Here is a 19,370-nt window from a genome sequence, read left to right on the forward strand (position 1 = left end):
ACTAACTTCCTCTTATTTATTGATTTTTTGCGGACGCTGATAGTTTTCTTTGGCAAATTGCTTAGAACGTTCTACCGCTAAACTGTTCTCTGCCACATCACGGGTAATCGTTGAACCGGCTCCCACTGTCGCACCATTACCGATCTGGACCGGTGCAACCAGAGAGCTGTTAGAACCAATAAAAGCATGATCCCCAATGATAGTCTTAAATTTGTTGGCACCGTCATAGTTGCAGGTAATCGTCCCTGCACCAATATTGGAACCGCTACCGACTTCAGCATCACCTAAGTAAGTGAAATGATTCGCTTTAGAACCTAGACCAATGCTTGAGTTTTTGACTTCAACAAAGTTGCCAATATGGACTTCAGCTGCCAGTTTTGCCCCTGGACGCAAGCGTGCAAATGGACCAATCTGTGCATCTTCACCGATAACAGCATTATCAAACACGCTATATGGCTGAACTTTAGTACCCGCAGCAATCTTGGTATTTTTAATCACGCAGCCTGCACCGATTTCAACATTATCACCGAGTTCGCAATCACCTTCGATAATGACATTGATATCGATACGCACATCTTTACCAACAGTGAGTTGGCCTCGTAAGTCAAAACGGCTTGGGTCAATCAGATGTACACCTTGCTGCATCAACTGTTTAGCTTGATAAGCCTGGAACTGACGCTCCAATGCAGCCAGTTGCACACGGTCATTGACGCCTTCCACCTCAAAAGCCAGCTCAGGTTCTACAGATGCAACACTCATACCATCTGCCAGTGCCATTGCCACGATATCCGTCAGGTAATATTCACCTTGGGCATTGTCATTGCTTAAACGTGGTAGCCATTCATGTAATTTGGCATTGCTGACTGCATAAATACCGGTATTAATTTCTTTAATTTGACGCTGTTCTTCAGAAGCATCTTTATGTTCAACAATGGCTTGAATCTGACTATCTTTACGCACAATACGACCATAACCACTGGCATCTGCAAGCGTTAATGTCACTAGGCCAATACCTTGCTCTTGAGTAGCATCGAGCAGATTCTGAAGCGTCTGCTGGCTAATACAAGGGACATCACCAGACAGGATTAGTGAAATACCATCTTTCGGCAAAACAGGTAGGGTCATTTGTACGGCATGACCGGTACCAAACTGTTCAGCTTGTTCTACCCACTGGATATCTTGGTCTGCAAATGCGGACTGAACCTGCTCACCGCCATGACCATAAATGGTAATAATATTGTCTGCATTGAGTTTTTTTGTTGTGTCGACCACATGGCCGAGTAAAGGTCGTCCTGCAAGCGGTTGTAATACTTTCGGTAAGTTGGAACGCATACGGGTTCCTTTACCTGCAGCAAGAATAATCACAGTCGTAGACATGTTCTAATCCTAGATATGGCTTAAGCCATCGTGAAGTAAAAATAAATCCAAATACAAAGTGCTGCCCAGAGGCCAGCGATAATGTCATCCAGCATGATGCCAAAACCACCCCCAACCTGACGGTCAATGACTCGAATCGGCCAAGGTTTCCAGACATCAAATAATCGGAACAGGGCAAAGCCAATGAGTAGCCATAACCAGTTCATCTGACCTAAATAGATCAGTGGCAAAAAGGTGATGGATTGTCCTGCAAACTCATCCCAGACAATACGTCCATCATCATGCACACCCATGACTTTGGCAGTTTGGCCACAGATATATATGCCAATCAGGGACATGATGACAATGGCAAAAAGACTATTTACAAAACCTAAGTAGAGCCAGATGGGTACAAATAAAAGTGCAAAAGCTGAACCAAAAGTTCCGGGCGCTTTAGGCGCCAGACCAGAACCAAATCCTACCCCACTAAAGACAATGAGCCGGTTGATCCATGACATGCTTTTAAAATTGATCGCAGGTTTATGCAAAATGTTGATATCCGTTAAATTGAAGTGAATGATCTACGCCATCTTTTTCAAAAGTTAAACCGTGTTGCTGCTGAATGGAGCCAATTATACTAATCGAAACATCCAGATGTTTTTGCAATAATTTTTCATAATTTTGCGGGCTTATTGTAAAGCATAACTCATAGTCATCACCACCCGCGAGTGCGTATTGCCAACGCTGTTCATCATTTAATATTTGCAGGGCAGGACTGATCGGCAATTTTTCAAGCGCTAAAATCGCTCCAACCTGAGAAGCTTTGAGAATATGTCCTAAATCTTGTGCCAGACCGTCTGAAACATCAATCATGCTATTGGCTAGGCCTTTTAAGGCAGTACCCAACTGACAGCGTGGGGTTGGATAATCTAAACGTTTCTGTAATGGGTGACCGAGATGATTTAAGGCAAAAGCAGCATCACCCACTGTACCGGATACACAAATCAGATCATCTGGCTTGGCACCTGAACGGGGTACAGCTTTACCAATCTCTACCCAGCCCAAGGCAGTCACAGATAAGGTCAAATGAGGACTTTGTGTGGTATCACCACCAATTAAGCTCACACCAAATTGATCGCAACAATCATAGAGACCCTGGCTAAAGGCTTTTAACCAGTCATGATCAATTTGGGGTAGGCTCAAGGCCAGCAGAATGCTATGTGGCGTTGCACCCATGGCAGCAAGATCGGACAGGTTGACTGCAACTGATTTCCAGCCAATGGCATGTGGATCGGTATCTAGGGGGAAATGTCGACCAGCAACCAGGGTGTCGGCACAGATGACCAGTTGTTGCTGTGGAGGAGGAGTGAGCAAGGCTGAGTCGTCACCAACACCCAAATCGACAGAATTTTTATTCTGACGATTGAAATAGGTATCGATAATCGAAAACTCAGCCATACAACAATTCGACTAGATTAGTTGGCTTGCTGTTTTTCTGCTGCACGTAAAGTTGTTGCTAAACGGTCCAATACACCATTGATGTATTTATGGCTGTCTGCACCGCCAAAGTGTTTAGCTAACTCAATTGCTTCATCCAGAACCACGCGGTATGGAATCTCAAGATGTTCTTTGAGTTCATAGGCGCCTAGGCGAAGTGTAGCGAGTTCTACACCATCAAGTGCAGAAAGTTCACGATCCAGCACAGGGATAAGCAAAGCATCCAATGCTTCATGATTGGCAACCACTTGAGTCAACAATTCATGATAATAGCTGAGATCCACTTTGTGCATGGCATTGTCCACACGAGTACGTGCTTCAATCTCATGCACCGGATTGTGGCTCATCTGCCATTCATAAATTCCTTGTACAGCAAAGCGACGTGCTTTACGTTTTGCTGCATAAGTTGCTTGAAGTGTTTGCGACATAGCGTTAAATAGCCTTTAACAAGTTAACCATTTCAATAGCAGTCAAGGCAGCTTCACTACCTTTATTACCTGCTTTTGTACCCGAGCGTTCAATCGCCTGTTCGATACTATCCGTAGTCAATACACCATTAATCACTGGTAAGCCAGTGTCTAGGCCAACCACGCCCAAACCTTTGGCACATTCACCAGCTACAAAATCGAAGTGAGGCGTGCTGCCACGAATCACAGCGCCCAGCGCGATGATGGCATCGAAACGATCTGAAGCTGCCAGTTTTTTCGCAACCACAGGAAGTTCCCAGGCACCAGGTGCATGAACAACAGTGATATTATCCTCTGATACGCCATGGCGTTTCAATGTATCAATGGCACCCTCTAACAGATGTTCAACAACAAAGCTATTAAAACGACCAACTAAAATCGCATAACGGTCTTCGTTCGCGAGATGCAACATACCTTCAATACGGCGAACTGCCATAGGAACCTCGATTATTTCTCTGATGTTTGTTGTGCGGTGATGTATTCCACCACTTCTAAGTTAAAGCCGGACAGGGCATTGAAACGTAATGGAGAGCTCAGCAGCTTCATTTTTTCAACGCCGAGGTCACGTAAAATTTGTGCGCCGACACCAATGGTCTGATACTGCTGAGACAGGGCAGCATTGGATTTTACATTTTTTGGTGCTGTAAGGGCATCTAAGGCAGGGCCTAAGTCCTGTAAATGACGTTGGCCAATCCAGACCAAGACACCACGATCACTATTGGAAATTTCTTTCAGGGCACGATCCAGGTTCCAGGCTGGCTCGCCATCCTGTTTTTTCAGTTTGAGCAAGTCGCGGGTCGGGTTAAAACCATGTACACGCACTGTGGTCACGCCCTCTTTAGGCTCACCTTTGACCAAGGCCAGATGGATATCCGGATTACCCAGTTCACGATAGCGGTACAGGTCAAAGCTGCCGTATTCAGTATCAATACTTTGCTGATCGATACGCTCAACCGTTTGTTCATTGGTCATACGGTAATGGATCAGATCAGCAATGGTACCAATTTTCAGACCATGCTTTTCCGCAAAGATTTCTAGATCTGGACGACGTGCCATGGTGCCGTCTTCTTTAATGATCTCGCAGATCACAGAAGCTGGCTCAAGACCCGCAAGACGAGACAGGTCACAACCGGCTTCGGTATGACCAGCACGGTGCAATACGCCACCTGGCTGTGCCATCAATGGGAAGATATGACCAGGTTGTACGATGTCACTTGGTTTGGCATGTGCAGCCACCGCAGTTTGAATGGTATGCGCACGTTCAGCTGCAGAAATACCAGTAGTAATGCCGTTGGCTGCTTCAATTGAAAGGGTGAAGTTGGTTCCGTGCTGAGCGCCGTTGGCATCCACCATCAAGGGTAGATTTAACTGCTGGCAACGTTCTTTGCTTAAAGTCAGGCAAACCAGACCACGCGCATGGGTGATCATAAAGTTGATGTCTTCAGGACGCACGTGGGTCGCAGCAATCACCAGATCGCCTTCATTCTCACGGTCTTCGTCATCCATCAGGATAACCATTTTTCCTGCACGGATATCTGCTACAAGCTCTTCAACTGTATTGAGCGGCATCAACCTTCACCTTCTTTTGTGATCTATACCAGACCGAATCATGACATTATTACTGCATAGTCTAACGCTTTTTAAGCAATTTTGCCTATGCTTATTGCTTTCCCTCAGGGGTTCATTGTTATACACAGTCTTGCGTAGCATGAAAAGTCGACTTTAAATGAAAGCACAGGCTTTATGCTGGATTTTTAAACGATCAGAAAGCATAAAAAATGACAAACTTATTTAAAATCAACATAACTATAAATAATCTCTTATTTTTTATGCAGTTTTATTTATTGGTTTAATACAGCCCCTAAAAATACGTATACCTCCCCCCATTCTTCCTTTTATGAATTTTTTACCAATCAGTTTAAAGTTCTGTTTGAAATAATGAATCAGGCGGACCGAAGTCCACCCGAATTTAGATCAGTTTAGAAGAAACCTGCTGGTTTGGTTGAATAACTCACTAACAGGTTTTTGGTTTGCTGATAATGATCCAGCATCATGCGATGGTTTTCGCGGCCAATCCCGGATTTTTTATAGCCACCAAAGGCTGCATGAGCCGGGTAGATGTGATAGCAGTTGGTCCAGACCCGACCGGCCTGAATCGCACGACCAGCGCGGTAAGAGGTATGTGCTGAACGTGACCAGACACCGGCACCGAGTCCATAAATCGTATCATTGGCAATTTTGATGGCTTCATCGAAGTCTTTGAACGTGGTCACCGCCAGTACCGGTCCAAAAATCTCTTCCTGAAAGGTGCGCATGTCATTAGAACCTTTAAAAATCGTTGGCTCGATATAAAAACCTTGTCCCACTTCCTGACGCTCATTACCGCCTAACAAGATTTCTGCACCTTCTTCACGGCCCGTTGCAATACAGCCGAGAATCTTGTCTTGCTGCTCCTGAGAAGCCTGAGCACCGATCATGGTCTCGGTATCCAGGGGATGACCAGTCTCGATCTTTTTCACTCGCTCTACTGCAAGTTCCAGGAATTGGTCGGCAATACTTTCCTGAATCAGCGCACGTGATGGACAAGTACAGATTTCACCCTGGTTCAAGGCAAACATAGCGAAGCCTTCCAGGGCTTTTTCCAGAAAATCATCTTTCTGATCCATGATGTCGGCAAAGAACAAGTTTGGTGATTTACCTCCAAGTTCTAAAGTCACAGGAATAATATTTTCAGTCGCATACTGCATAATCAACTGACCCACTGCCGTTGAACCGGTAAAGGCAATTTTGGCAATACGCGGATTAGTCGCCAGCGGACGGCCGACTTCAACACCGTAGCCATTCACGATGTTTAATACGCCTTCAGGCAACAGATCTTGGATTAACTCAACCAGCACCAAAATACTCACCGGTGTCTGTTCAGCGGGTTTCAGCACAATACAGTTTCCGGCTGCGAGAGCTGGGGCTAGTTTCCAGGCTGCCATCAGAATCGGGAAGTTCCACGGGATAATCTGACCCACGACACCCAATGGCTCATGAAAATGGTAGGCAATAGTGTCTTCATCAATTTCCGAGATGCCGCCTTCCTGGGCGCGAATGCAGCCGGCAAAATAACGGAAATGATCAATGGCTAAAGGAATATCCGCTGCCAGGGTTTCTCGGATCGGCTTGCCATTATCCCAAGTCTCTGCGACTGCCAGCAGTTCAAGATTTTCCTCAAGTCGGTCAGCGATTTTTAATAAAATATTGGAACGGGTAGTAGGGGAGCTATTATTCCATTGCTGTTTGGCGGCATGAGCCGCATCCAGCGCCAGTTCAATATCTTCCACTGATGAGCGCGGAACTTTGGTAAAGGCTTTACCATCTACGGGCGAGACATTATCAAAATATTCACCTTTGACGGGTGGGACCCATTTTCCACCAATGAAGTTTTCGTATTGGGATTTAAATTGCACTTTTGAACCGTCAGTATTGGGATCTGCATAACGCATAATTCTATTCCTTGATATGATTATTATTGATGAATGCCGAACCACTTCTGCCCTGCAAAAGCCCTCAGATTCAACATCTCAGCTCTACTATAGAGAGGGAAAAAAATCGCAGGATAAATACTTACAAGCTTGCTACAAAAGACAACATTTGGATAAAAATGAAATTTATTATTTTTATAAATTTCAATATCTTATTTTTATAATGACATGATTTTAATATGTAAAAAGCATTACTGATCAGCTTGATATTTTTATTTCATATCCAGGAAAAATAGGTAAATAAAATTATTGAAAAATAAGACAGGCAGAGCTTGCTACCTATCTTGTTCATCTGGCTTATAGGGCTTGATCTTCTAGCCATTGAAATAGCTGCTGATAGACTTGCTCACGAACCGGTTTTTCTGAAAGAACCAGATCATGTACCCCATTTTGAATCGAACAGAGTTTCACATCGCCCTGGATTTTCTGCGCATGTTCAATCATGTCGCGTACCTGAAGAATCACATCACTGGTTTGAGCATTACGGTTAAAACGTAGGGGATAAGTGGTTTTGTGGGCATGCATCAGCAAAGTCGGAATATTTAAACGTACACCCTGATGAATTTCTTTTTGTGCTTCGTGAATGGCATGTACAAAACTCAGACGCACCCAGTGATAGCTAGGTTTTTTCCATTCCAGATCAAAATGCCATTCCCCCTGATAGCTAATATGCAGACTAGACACATAATGACGATTTAAGCGGCTAGGAAATAGCATTTCCGGAAAACGTTTTCCCAGACTGCTCAATTTAGGCACCAGAAACTTTTTCTCAAAAGGCGTCATATTAAAGTCATAAAAAGGACTATTGAGCCATAAGCCTTTAATTAAGGGATGATCTGGATGATGTGCTGCATACAAAGTAGTAATTAATCCGCCGGTAGAATGGCCACTGAGTAAAACCGTGTCATGGCCTTCCTGTCCAATAATTTCAAGAGCCTGGCTGATTTCTGCATCATATTCTGAAAGATGATAGACATTATAAAGTTTCTGATGGGACAGATACGATCGGCCGTATTTACGTAAATCCAGTGCATAAAAATCAAAACCTTGCTGATTAAAACGCTCTGCCATTTCAGTCTGGAAAAAATAATCAATAAAGCCGTGAATATAGAGGACAGCTTTAGAGGTCGGTTGGTCTGCCTTTTTGCGGATCAGTGTGGCAACTACTGTGCCTTCAGTATCTGGCGGGAATTCTAAAGTGGCCTGTTCATAACCTTCACCCAGAATATCAGGTTGATATTCAAGGCTGGAAAGCGGATGGGACATATTGTTCTACTCATGATTATTTTTATTCACTTATCCTTGTGGATTGGCTTGCATTTGTCAAATCCTGCTGTCTGATCCATTTGAGATCAGTAGTCCTATTCAAAAAATAGCCAAATATAAAATCTCAGGTCATTGGCAGCCTGATTGACTAAATAAAAATTAATAAAAAACCCCGGCATCCTGCCGGGGGTTTTCGTATTGGTTAGCTCGGTATAACTCCTGTCGTACCTTACAATCCTTGTGCTTATCTATTGTCATTGTTATATGGAACTTCCTGTTCCTGATGTAAGTATCATAGGAAAATTCTACTATCTGGGATAGCTGCAAAGAACTGGAATCGATGTAAGTCAATGCGTACAAATCTGACTAAAAATTATCCGTATTTTTCTGTAGAAGTGAGGATTTATTCTGAATCATGAGCTTCGATAAACTAGCCGCTTATGGTTATTTTGCTTGTTTTTAAGACAATTTTTTTATTCCAATCCAGTTAGAATACGTTGATTGATGAGGGGGGTAAAAAATGAAATCTATTGCAGTCTTTTGTGGTTCAGCTATGGGGAATAGCGAAAATTTTAAAGAACAGGCGCAAGCTTTGGGTGAGTCTATTGCGAAACGGGGAATCACGCTGGTTTATGGTGGCGGCCGAGCTGGACTGATGGGTGTTGTGGCTGATAGTGCATTACATGCTGGTGGAACAGTCATTGGAGTAATTCCACAAAATCTGGTCGATGCAGAATTGGCCCATCCACTGTTAACAGAGCTGCATGTGGTGAAAAATATGCATGAACGTAAAACAAAAATGTCTGATCTGGCGGATGCATTTATTGCTTTGCCGGGCGGGGTGGGGACTTTAGAAGAAATTTTTGAGCAGTTGACCTGGGGGCAGTTGGGCCTTCATCAGAAGCCTTGTGCATTTTTAAATATCCATGGATTTTATAATGAATTGCTGAATTTCTTGATGAAAACGACTGAGGCTGGATTTACCCAGTCACGTTTTACCGATGCCTTGATCTCCTCAGGTTCAATTGAGGAAGTATTGGATGCTGTGGAGCATTATCATGCACCAGAACCGAAATGGAATAAAAGTGTAAAGGCAGTAGAATCGGTATGAGTAATAAAGTGATTACGATTGCTGCGGCTATCATTCTGAATGAACAGAATCAGATTTTGTTGGTTCGTAAAAAAGATACCGATTTCTTTATGCATGTGGGCGGAAAGCTGGAACCCAATGAACTGCCTGAAGCGGCACTCTCTAGAGAAGTTCTGGAAGAAACAGGCTGTGAGATGGAAATACTGTCTTATATTGGTAAATATGAAACCGTGGCTGCGAACGAATTGAATCATTCGCTGGTCAGTTATTTGTATCAGGTTAAATTAAAAAGTCAGCCTCAGGTTCAGGCTGAACTTGCGGAAATGCAATGGGTTGATCTTAATCATCCAGACCTGCCTTTAGCCCCTTTAACTCGGGATATTTCAATTCCGTGGTGTAAGCAGCTATTAGGAATCTAATGAGATCTCAAAAAATTTTAATCTATAGATATGAAATTTAACCAGATTGTCATATTAGAGCGTTAATATTGATTTTTACAAAAGCCTATTTCCCCTCAAATGGGCTTTTTTTATAGTTTTTCTATTATTAAGCGCTTTGATGAATTAAAAAATTAAACCTCTATGAAGTGCAATCATTGCAGCAAGGCTTCTTTAAAAGGGAGGAATTGAACCAAGGTTCTATGGATTCAAGATTTAAAGAAAATTTTCTTAATTTGAGAAAAAAGCAGGGTTAGTCAGAATATTTAGTCATTGAGAACGACAATAAAAAAAGCCCCAATCTTTCGATCAGGGCTTTTTGAATCTGGAGCGGGAAACGAGACTCGAACTCGCGACCCCAACCTTGGCAAGGTCACCGAGATTTATTCCATTAAATAACATTAATTATAAATATATGATTTAATTGGTAGTATGTGGTTTTTGGTGGGGTAAAATTTTGACCAATTGAGATCATTTAATGTTGTTTTGGTCACTTTGTTTTAGACATTCTGGTTTGTAAAAGTTACCTATGTTTTGATGCTGATTTTCATGAGAAATAATAACATTATATTGTTTAATATAAGGTTATTAATAATTTATAAATAGACTACAACATGTAATAGCGAAGATGCTCAACATGCACTTACTACGTAACATCATTAAATAAAAGTCTTCCACAAACCCGGTACGGTTCAAATTTTATGATGAGAGGGGTGTTGCCTGGGGCTACGGTTTCTGTTTGGCCTTTTGGCGCAAGACATATAAATATAAGTTTTCTACTTTTTCACGTGCCCATGGTGTGGTACGCAAGAATCGCAATGATGATTTAACACTTGGATCTATGCAAAAACATCTAATTTCAATTTTACGACTTAAACTGAACCGTACCGGATTTGTCGGAGACCAAACTTTCTGAGATGAGACGCATTGCTTCTCAAGACGTAGCGAAGCGTAATGATCCGATGAAAAAAGTAAAATATACCCCCTGAAATCAGATAGACCGGTTCAATTAGAACTAAACCCAACTATCGCAACACTGAGCTCTGGAGAATCTCGTCGTTTCTTAATTGCGTCGTAATGATGATTATCAAGATAAAATCAAAATATACAGATTTTTGTGTAAATCCTGAGTAGAATTCGACTTTTATTTTTTCTCCAGTAAAAAAGGCATGGCTTCTCACTATGCTGCTTTGCAAGGACGTTTTATGCTCGCGCTAGATATACAACATGTTCGAATGAAACAACACGCCACTGATAAGGCACAAGCGTTGCAATGTCTAGTCGATATCTTAGTCGAAGACCAATTGGTTACCCCTGATTATATTTATGGCTTGACCGCGCGCGAACAACAAAGTGCAACATATTTAGGGCAAGGAATTGCCATTCCGCATGGGACGCCTCAGTCTCGCCAATGTATTTTAAAAACTGGTATTCGTCTGGCGCACTTTCCTGAAGGAGTTGTTTGGGACGGTGAAAATAAAATTTATTTAGCAGTAGTGATTGCTGCGAAATCAGATGAGCATTTGCAAGTCTTACAAATTTTGACGCGGGCTTTAATTAATGATGTCGCTGATCAAGTGAAACAGGCTCAATCCGCAGAGCAAATTATTGCATTATTACAAGCCCAACCTGCATCTTTGGCATTGCATGAAAATTTAATCGCCACTCAAGTTCCCGCACTTGATGTAGAAGATTTAATTTGGCACGCAACACAGTTGCTGAAACAGCAAAAAATGGTGGAGTGTGGTTTTCTGTCGGGTTTAAACCTAAACAGCATGATTCATTTAGGGGAGGGGGTCTGGTCGATCACTTCTAACCAGCATGTTTTGAGCCCAGCTGTAAGTTTGGTAAAAGCGGAACAGGTTTTAAGCCATCAGCAGGAAATGCTCAAGACTTTGGTGTGTATTGCCAGTAATGAGCAACTGGATATGCAACGGTTTCAACGGTTAATGGATATCTTGTTTGATACTGAACAAGTTCATACCCTCAACCAAGAGCAAGATAGTCACCAGTTGGCGCAGTTAATTGGTGCTGAACTGATTCCTGATTGGCCATCTCGTCGTATTGTCTTAGCTAATGCTCATGGTCTACATGCGCGTCCCGCGACACACTTGGTCAATATGACTAAGAAATTTGCAGGGAATATTCTCGTTGCTGTAGATGATGGGGCATACGTTTCGGCAAAAAGTTTAACCAAATTATTAGCCATGGGATGCCGTCGTGGTCAAACTCTGACTTTTATTGCACAACCTGATACCGATGCTGTAGCAGGCTTAGAACAGATTATTGATGCAGTTCAACAAGGCTTAGGAGAAGAGGTTGAAGCTGTTGATCTTGTATCTCATCAGCACAGCAGTAGTGACCCAGTCGTAAATACTTTGGAATTAATGCCTTTTGAATCACATGGCGATACGGGTAGCTGCGGTATTGCGGCATCAACTGGCCTTGCTTTTGGTCCTGCTCATGTGGTGAAGCCACGTGAATTTAGTTATGAACGTCGCGGACAGAGTTTTAAAGCTGAGAATGAAAAGCTTGAAATTGCGCTTCATCAGGTGAAAAATAGCTTACGTCAATTCATTGCACATACTGAATCTACTGCCATTAAGCAGATATTCATGGCACATTTGGAAATCCTGGATGATCCAGACCTCCTCCAAAGTGTACAACGCGGTTTAAAGCAAGGGTTGTCTGCTGCTGCAGCTTGGCATGATCATATTGAAGTGTCTGCTACCGCACAGGCTGCACTTAGCGATCGTTTACTGGCAGAGCGTGCGGCTGATTTAAGGGATATTGGTGAGCGTGTTTTGGCTGCTTTGTGTGGTGTGGCCGATGTCACAGAACCCGAGCAACCTTATATCTTAATTATGCATGATGTTGGTCCTAGTGATGTAGCGCGTCTGAATAAAGATCGTGTTGCAGGCATTTTGACCGCGGTTGGTGGAGCGAGTGCCCATAGTGCTATTGTGGCACGTGCTCTGGCTATTCCAGCGGTCGTAGGTGCGGGTGCAACTGTTTTAAATATTGAGAACCATTCCACCGTGCTGATTAATGGGGATACTGGTGAGTATGTGGTCTCACCCGAGCAAAATCAGATTGATCATGCCATTGCAGAGCGCCAATGCCAGCGTGAGTTGCGAGAACAAGCGGAACAGCACTGTTTAGAACCTGCCATCACACTGGATCAACATCAAGTTGAAATCGCAGCCAATATTGGCAAAGTGGGCGCTACGATACAGGCTGTGGCCGATGGGGCAGAAGCAATTGGTTTGCTACGCACAGAATTGGTCTTTATGTCACACAGCAGTGCGCCTGATGAGGCTACACAGGAAGCCGATTATCGGGTGGTGTTAGATGCTTTGGCGGGTCGTCCATTGGTGGTACGCACACTTGATGTGGGCGGGGACAAACCTTTGCCGTATTTGCCGATTGAAAAGGAAGAAAATCCATTCTTGGGCTTACGTGGTATTCGTCTGACTTTACGTAAGCCAGAATTGTTACGTCAGCAATTGGTTGCTTTACTTAAAGCAGCGGATAATCGCCCATTAAGGATTATGTTTCCTATGATTGGACGGGTTGAAGAATGGCGAGCAGCAAAAGCGATTTTGGATGAGGTTCGCATACAGCATCCATGTGAAAACTTACAAGTCGGTATTATGATTGAGGTTCCTGCGGCAGCATTGTTGGCTCCAATTCTTGCTCAAGAAGTTGATTTTTTTAGTATTGGAACCAATGACTTGACTCAATATACTCTAGCGATTGACCGTGGTCATCCACTGTTGTCTGCTGAAGCTGATGGCCTACATCCGAGTATTTTGCTATTGATTGATCAAACGGTTCGGGCAGCACATCAGCATGGTAAATGGGTGGGCATTTGTGGTGAATTGGCTGCTGATCCAAAAGCTGTGCCTGTATTGATAGGTTTGGGCGTGGATGAGTTGAGTATGTCGAGTACCAGTATTCCATTGGTGAAGGCGCAAATTCGTGGTTTGAACTATATAAATTGCCAACAGGTCGCACAGCAAGCCTTAAGTTGTGACAGTGCAACTGCCGTACGTGCATTGGTGGAGTAATTACCGAATGGCTAAGATATTAAGTATTACTCTGAATCCTGCAATTGACCTCACCGTGCAATTGGATCAACTAAAAGTTGGCGAGGTCAATCGTCAGTTAACGGCCCAAAGCCATGCAGCAGGTAAAGGCTTAAACGTGGCACAGGTCCTTAAGGATTTGGGACATGAACTGATTGTGAGTGGCTTTTTGGGGCAAGAAAACCGTCAAATTTTTGACCATCATATCCAGCAAGAGCAATTTGATAACCAATTTATTTTTGTTGCAGGTGAAACACGACAAAACATTAAAGTTGCAGAAGCTTCTGGTCGGATGACTGACATCAATGGCAAGGGCTTTTTTGTAGATACCTCAGCAAAACAACAACTACGTGAACGCCTATCTCAACTGATTTTAGAGGTTGATGTGATTGTGATTGCAGGCAGTTTGCCACAAGGTTTTTCTGCAGAAGAGCTGTCAACATTGATTCTATGGTTACAGTCTGCGGGTAAAAAAGTCGCAGTAGATACCAGTGGTGTTGCGTTGAAAGCAGCAATTGCTGCCCATCCTTGGTTGATCAAGCCTAATACAGATGAGTTGACGGAAACCTACCATTTGCCAGCAGAAACGTTTGCAGAACAGCAGCATCTTTTTGCCAGTTTAAATAGTCAGATCGAACATATTGTGGTCTCGATGGGTGAAAACGGGGTGAACTGGCTTCACCGCACGCAATCCCTGCATGCTACTGCACCGAAGGTCACCGTCCAAAGTACGGTGGGTGCGGGAGATTCCTTGCTGGCAGGTATGATTCATGGCTTGTTGAGTTCAACTTCCCCAGAAGAAACATTGAAAACAGCAACCGCAATTGCGAGCAATGCTGTGACCCAAATTGGGTTTGCCCTTCCAGACTTTGCTGTTATTGAAGATTTGAAATCGCAAATCTCAGTCCAATCATTGAGTTAATACGATGCAAGAGATAAAACATATTTTATTTGTGCCACATAGTCCCGAGCAGCCTATTAATGCAGTGATTTTGGCCAAAAAACTCTCCAAAGCAGCAACAGCACTTGGCATTTCCAATGATGTGGCGACATCAGTCGAGCATCTCGATTTATCAAATGTTATTGATACGGTTGTTTTTGTTGGGCAGAAGTCGGCAGATGCGGATCAACTGCGTGACAAGGTTGTGAAAGTCATTGGTTTGAATAACGCACAACACGATGCGATCATGCTTTTGCAACAAGTTCTTGAGCATTCAGATGCTTTAGATGAAACTATTCCAGCCAATGTAGGGGGTGCACGGTTTGTCGCCATTACAGCATGTCCAACTGGTGTTGCGCATACGTTTATGGCGGCCGAAGCCTTACAACAAGGTGCAGTAAAGCACGGTTATCAGATTGATGTTGAAACCCAAGGATCGGTTGGGGCTAAAAATGTTTTATCGGCAGAAAGTATTGCCAAAGCAGATGTGGTGATCTTAGCAACGGATATTGAGGTCAATACAGATCGCTTTGTAGGCAAACGTGTATATCGCTGCAGTACAGGATTTGCCCTTAAGCAAACGGATAAGACTTTTGCAAATGCAATTGCCGAGGCCAAAGTGCTTGAAACGGGTAAGCAAACAGCTACTAAAACAGAAAATGAAAACAAAGAAAAAACTGGAATTTATAAACACCTTTTAACAGGGGTGTCTTTCATGCTGCCGATGGTGGTGGCGGGCGGTTTGATCATTGCCATCTCGTTTATGTTTGGCCTCAATCCTGTTGAAGGAAGCTTTGCCGCATCCTTAAAGCAAATAGGTGCTGCAGCATTTACTCTTATGGTACCTATGCTGGCAGGTTATATTGCTTATTCTATTGCGGATCGTCCGGGTTTAACTCCAGGCTTGATTGGCGGTTTACTTGCAACACAATTAGAGGCAGGCTTTCTCGGTGGATTAGTTGCAGGTTTTATTGCAGGTTATATTGCGTTATTTTTATCGAAACAGCTTAAACTCCCAAGTAGCCTAGAAGCATTAAAACCAATTTTGATTATTCCACTATTAGCCAGTTTAGCTGTTGGTTTAATCATGATTTATGTGGTTGGACAGCCTGTTGCACAATTGTTTGAATTACTCACACACTTCCTTGCCAATATGGGGACGACCAATGCCATGATCATGGGGATTATCCTTGGGAGTATGATGTGTGTTGATGTTGGGGGGCCAATTAATAAAGCAGCTTATGCCTTTACGGTAGGTTTACTGACGTCACAAACATACGGACCGATGGCGATTACCATGGCTGCGGGTATGGTGCCGCCATTGGGTATGGCAATTGCAACTTTTCTTGCAAAGCATAAATTTGCCAAACCTGAGCAAGATGCAGGGAAGGCTGCTGTGGTCCTTGGCCTGTGTTTTATCTCGGAAGGGGCTATTCCGTTTGCTGCCAAAGACCCGATTCGAGTGCTTCCATGCGCGATCGCAGGTGGTGCTGTAACTGGGGCTTTGGTTGCATTATTTAAATGTGAACTAGTCACTCCTCATGGCGGTGTAATGGTACTGATCATTCCGAATGCGATGAATTATCCATTAAAATATTTATTGGCGATTGCGATTGGAAGTGTGGTGACTGGTGTAGCTTATGCCGTGATAAAACAACGGTTAGAATAAGCCCTTCATAGAAGCTTTGTGAAAGCTATTTAGTTGCAATAAATGAATAGTATGCCCAATCCTATTTTGGATCATTTGGAGAGTCTCTACTTGAATTTGTCCATGTAATAGATCATGAGCGATGTTGCTGAATAGGATTGCAACCTTACAAATCGAGCCAATATTCACTCCATCCATTGTAGTAAACATTAAGTTTTTTTGAGCATGGATTTATTTCCTTTTGATACGTTGGTGAGCACTACTGTTCTGAAATGACAGCTGAACTGTACCGGGTTTGTCGGAGACTTTTTTATTTAAGTTAGGCCATCTAGCTTAACGGGTTAGTCTTATCATAGTAGACCAATAAATAATCTCTTAAATAGGCTGTCTGATGTTTTTAAAATGCCATAACGCCCGGAGCTTTCTTTCCAAATTCGTTTAATTTATTCAGCATGATGCAAATCATGTAGATCTCGCTTAGTTTGATGTTCCCTTGCGAAGCGAAGCTTCCCATCAACTAGATCTAGGGGGAATACCCCCATTTTTAATTAAATTAATAGGTAGAAGCTGCGATCGGAAAAAATCTTACAAATCGCCTCAACGCCATATAGGTCTTTATTGTTATGGATGAAATCCAGCATTATTTGTGTGGGCGTTCGAGCTCCACCTGGGCGAAAAAAGTGGCTGCTTTAGGGAGAATTTCATTCGCACGTTGCACTTCTTTATTTTCACGTTCGAGCTGTTTAATACGTTCTTGATATGGAAGTTGCTGTACTTTAATTGAATTTTGTTGATTTAAATATTTTTGATACCAAACTCATAAAGTTTCAGGAGTGCAACTAATTTTAGGCGCAATCGCAGCCCAATTCGATGGATAATCTTTTTTAAATTCAATCAATAATTGAACCGCTCTATCTCTGATTTCAGGGGTATATTTAGGTTTTTTATTGGATCATTACGCTTCGCTACGTCTTGCGAAGCAATGCGTCTCATCTCAGAAAGTTTGGTCTCCCACAAACCCGGTACGGTTCACTATTTTTTGGTGAGCACAACGACACATAAAAATATTAGTGCTAAACCAAAGTAGTTAGTGATTGTTAAACTTTCACCAAGGAGTAAAACAGCAAGTAGAGCCGCAATTGGAATCTCAAGCAAGGCCAAAGTCATAGCTTGGCTAGCAGGAACACGTTTTAGTCCAAAACTAAAAAATAAGAAACCTAAAAACATAGGTACAAAGGGGATATATAATGCAACCCAGATATTTTGAGGGTGAACAAATAAGTTAGGTGCAGTAAAAAAAAGTGTAGGTAATAGTAAAATTGCACTAATTCCGAAAATAACACCCATTGCCGCTCTAGAGTCTACATCCTGCTGCATTAGGTTTTTGAGAATCCATGAGTTGGTTGCATAACTTAAACTTGCAAGTAATCCAAATAAAACCCCAAGAATTCGATCAGATTGAGCAATAAGTTGTTGCCCAGATTGTTCACTTTCACTTGTATAAGTTAGCAATATAATGCCAGATAAACCGAGAATAAAGCTAAACAACCACTTTAAGGATAACTTACGTCGATCAAAAACCCATTCTAACAGTACTGAAAATAAAGGAGCACAGCCAATAGATACAACAGTGCCAATCGAAACACCAGCCAGCGAAACAGAGGAATAAAAGGAAAAGGGGCACAAAATTGATGCGATCATTGCAATCGCAATTTTAGTTTTATGCTGTAACAGTTTTGGATAATTGAGCCGAATAACTTTTAAACTTAATAAAGCATGAATTAACCCACCACCACCTGCGGAAATCATTGAAATCACGAGGGGGCTTAAGCCTTTTGCAAATGCTGCTGCTGTTCCTGCGGTTCCCCAAAAAAAGGCAGCCAAAATAATCGAAAAAAAACCGATATAATAATCGGTAGAAGGTGTATTTTTCATGGATTTGCAAGAGGGCTCAATATCTTGTGTTAACGGATAAACCAAGAAAGCGAATAGATAAAATTCACCTTCTTGATTTAGTTTATTGAGCTTAAAGGCTCGCTGACCAATCACGATACCAGTTACGGAATGAATGATATTGCATTTCAGCATACTTACGTTGAGAGTCGCTTAAAGCATCAGTTTCATTAAAATGTAAGGTATATTCGAGATCGCCATTTAGAACTAATAAATATTTGTAATAGAGTACCAAGTCTGCGCCTTCATCAAATGATGAAAGTACATTTAATGCTTCTTCAAGTTCTTGTGCTAGACGGCGCGCTTTAGCATTACCTGCAGCTGCTTGTTTGCACAATGAAACCAAGTGCAAGATTTCTTTTGGTAATGCATTACCAATACCTGTGATTGCACCTGTAGCATTACAGTTGACAAAACCGTGGAAAACACAAGTATCCACGCCAGCCATTAAAGTCACGCTATCATCTTTGGAGGTAATAAATTCAGCCGCATAACGCATTGCTGCTTCACCACCAAACTCTTTAAAGCCGATAAGGTTAGTATATTGATTACGTAATTCAAAAAATAAATCAGCACGCGTTTCAAAGCCATAATGTGGGCTGTTATAAATAACAGCGGGAATGCTTGGTGCTGCTTCTAAAATTGCTGAAAAGTGAGCTTTTTGTGCAATGATTGATGAGCCACGAGAAAGTACACGAGGAATGACCATCAAACCTTGTGCGCCAATTTTTTCAGCATGCGCAGCATGAGATACTGCTTCTTTGGTATTGATTGCACCTGTGCCTACAATTGTTGGAATACCTGCCTGAACAAGGCGAGCAACACCTTCTTGGCGTTGCGCTTCAGTTAATAAAGGCCAGTCACCCATTGAACCACAATACACAACAGCACTCATGCCTGCATCAATCAGTTCTTTACCCTTTTTGACCAATGCATCAAAATCTGGTTCGCGATTTGCTGTACATGGGGTCATTAAGGCTGGAATACATCCTGTGAAAATATTACTCATAACTCTTCCTCAGTCATAAAGATAGTTAAAACAAGGTTTTACTTATATTTTTGAATATCATCATTCAAAAACAATAAATTTCGTTAATG

At 42.5% G+C, this 19,370-nt stretch carries 15 protein-coding genes, 2 pseudogenes and 1 other annotated feature; of the genes and pseudogenes, 5 read left to right on the top strand and 12 right to left on the bottom strand.

Annotation, left to right across the window (positions count from 1 at the left end; genetic code table 11):
- Positions 1-12 precede the first annotated feature (12 nt).
- From glmU to RJ01_RS08845, 8 genes are all read right to left on the bottom strand, one after another.
- Positions 13-1,377, bottom strand: coding sequence for a bifunctional UDP-N-acetylglucosamine diphosphorylase/glucosamine-1-phosphate N-acetyltransferase GlmU (glmU, locus tag RJ01_RS08810; RefSeq protein WP_034170785.1), 1,365 nt, complete (start codon positions 1,375-1,377; stop codon positions 13-15).
- A gap of 20 nt (positions 1,378-1,397) precedes the next feature.
- Complete coding sequence (locus RJ01_RS08815; protein ID WP_052209084.1) at positions 1,398-1,874, bottom strand: phosphatidylglycerophosphatase A; 477 nt, start codon at positions 1,872-1,874, stop codon at positions 1,398-1,400.
- Positions 1,875-1,896: 22 nt separating this feature from the next.
- Entirely contained in the window at positions 1,897-2,814 is a 918-nt protein-coding gene (gene thiL, locus RJ01_RS08820; protein ID WP_034170787.1) for a thiamine-phosphate kinase, read from the bottom strand.
- Positions 2,815-2,831: 17 nt separating this feature from the next.
- Entirely contained in the window at positions 2,832-3,281 is a 450-nt protein-coding gene (gene nusB / locus RJ01_RS08825; protein ID WP_005233270.1) for a transcription antitermination factor NusB, read from the bottom strand.
- Positions 3,282-3,285: 4 nt separating this feature from the next.
- Positions 3,286-3,756 (bottom strand): 6,7-dimethyl-8-ribityllumazine synthase, encoded by a 471-nt coding sequence (gene ribE, locus RJ01_RS08830; RefSeq protein WP_004280926.1) that lies wholly within the window; start codon positions 3,754-3,756, stop codon positions 3,286-3,288.
- Between the two features lie 11 nt (positions 3,757-3,767).
- Entirely contained in the window at positions 3,768-4,889 is a 1,122-nt protein-coding gene (ribBA, locus tag RJ01_RS08835; protein ID WP_034170788.1) for a bifunctional 3,4-dihydroxy-2-butanone-4-phosphate synthase/GTP cyclohydrolase II, read from the bottom strand.
- Positions 4,890-5,299: 410 nt separating this feature from the next.
- On the bottom strand, positions 5,300-6,811 hold the full coding sequence (locus RJ01_RS08840) for an aldehyde dehydrogenase family protein (RefSeq protein WP_034170789.1): 1,512 nt from the start codon (positions 6,809-6,811) through the stop codon (positions 5,300-5,302).
- Positions 6,812-7,147: 336 nt separating this feature from the next.
- Positions 7,148-8,116, bottom strand: a complete 969-nt coding sequence (locus tag RJ01_RS08845; RefSeq protein ID WP_034170790.1) for an alpha/beta hydrolase — start codon at positions 8,114-8,116, stop codon at positions 7,148-7,150.
- 520 nt (positions 8,117-8,636) lie between these two features.
- Here RJ01_RS08845 and RJ01_RS08850 point away from each other — a divergent pair.
- On the top strand, positions 8,637-9,227 hold the full coding sequence (locus tag RJ01_RS08850) for a TIGR00730 family Rossman fold protein (protein WP_034170791.1): 591 nt from the start codon (positions 8,637-8,639) through the stop codon (positions 9,225-9,227).
- Positions 9,224-9,625 carry an NUDIX domain-containing protein gene (locus RJ01_RS08855; RefSeq protein WP_034170792.1) on the top strand — a complete coding sequence of 134 codons (402 nt, stop codon included), beginning with the start codon at positions 9,224-9,226 and terminating at the stop codon, positions 9,623-9,625. Before RJ01_RS08850 ends, RJ01_RS08855 begins: the two co-directional genes overlap by 4 nt.
- Positions 9,626-10,369: 744 nt before the next feature.
- Here RJ01_RS08855 and RJ01_RS15820 read toward each other — a convergent pair.
- Positions 10,370-10,522 (bottom strand): annotated as a pseudogene (locus RJ01_RS15820) (VF530 family DNA-binding protein); the annotation flags it as partial.
- A gap of 326 nt (positions 10,523-10,848) precedes the next feature.
- Between RJ01_RS15820 and ptsP the strand changes: the two are divergent.
- The 3 genes from ptsP to RJ01_RS08870 are packed head-to-tail and all read left to right on the top strand — an operon-like array spanning position 10,849 to position 16,340.
- On the top strand, positions 10,849-13,713 hold the full coding sequence (gene ptsP / locus RJ01_RS08860; protein WP_034170793.1) for a phosphoenolpyruvate--protein phosphotransferase: 2,865 nt from the start codon (positions 10,849-10,851) through the stop codon (positions 13,711-13,713).
- 7 nt (positions 13,714-13,720) lie between these two features.
- Positions 13,721-14,653: a 1-phosphofructokinase gene (pfkB, locus tag RJ01_RS08865; protein WP_034170794.1), complete on the top strand. Its 933-nt coding sequence runs from the start codon at positions 13,721-13,723 to the stop codon at positions 14,651-14,653.
- 4 nt (positions 14,654-14,657) lie between these two features.
- Positions 14,658-16,340 carry a fructose-specific PTS transporter subunit EIIC gene (locus RJ01_RS08870; RefSeq protein WP_034170795.1) on the top strand — a complete coding sequence of 561 codons (1,683 nt, stop codon included), beginning with the start codon at positions 14,658-14,660 and terminating at the stop codon, positions 16,338-16,340.
- 341 nt (positions 16,341-16,681) lie between these two features.
- Here the strand turns inward: RJ01_RS08870 and RJ01_RS15825 are convergent.
- From RJ01_RS15825 to RJ01_RS08885, 3 genes and pseudogenes are all read right to left on the bottom strand, one after another.
- Positions 16,682-17,241 (bottom strand): annotated as a pseudogene (locus RJ01_RS15825) (IS3 family transposase); the annotation flags it as partial.
- Positions 16,885-17,002 (bottom strand) — a sequence feature (AL1L pseudoknot). Its footprint overlaps the pseudogene before it by 118 nt.
- Before the next feature lie 110 nt (positions 17,242-17,351).
- Positions 17,352-18,254: a DMT family transporter gene (locus RJ01_RS08880; protein WP_034170813.1), complete on the bottom strand. Its 903-nt coding sequence runs from the start codon at positions 18,252-18,254 to the stop codon at positions 17,352-17,354.
- 91 nt (positions 18,255-18,345) lie between these two features.
- Positions 18,346-19,281 (bottom strand): dihydrodipicolinate synthase family protein, encoded by a 936-nt coding sequence (locus RJ01_RS08885; protein WP_034170797.1) that lies wholly within the window; start codon positions 19,279-19,281, stop codon positions 18,346-18,348.
- Positions 19,282-19,370: the final 89 nt, after the last annotated feature.

Origin of the sequence: Acinetobacter sp. YZS-X1-1 (assembly GCF_000804305.1) — a bacterium.
In the GTDB taxonomy this organism is placed as follows: Bacteria; Pseudomonadota; Gammaproteobacteria; order Pseudomonadales; family Moraxellaceae; genus Acinetobacter; species Acinetobacter variabilis.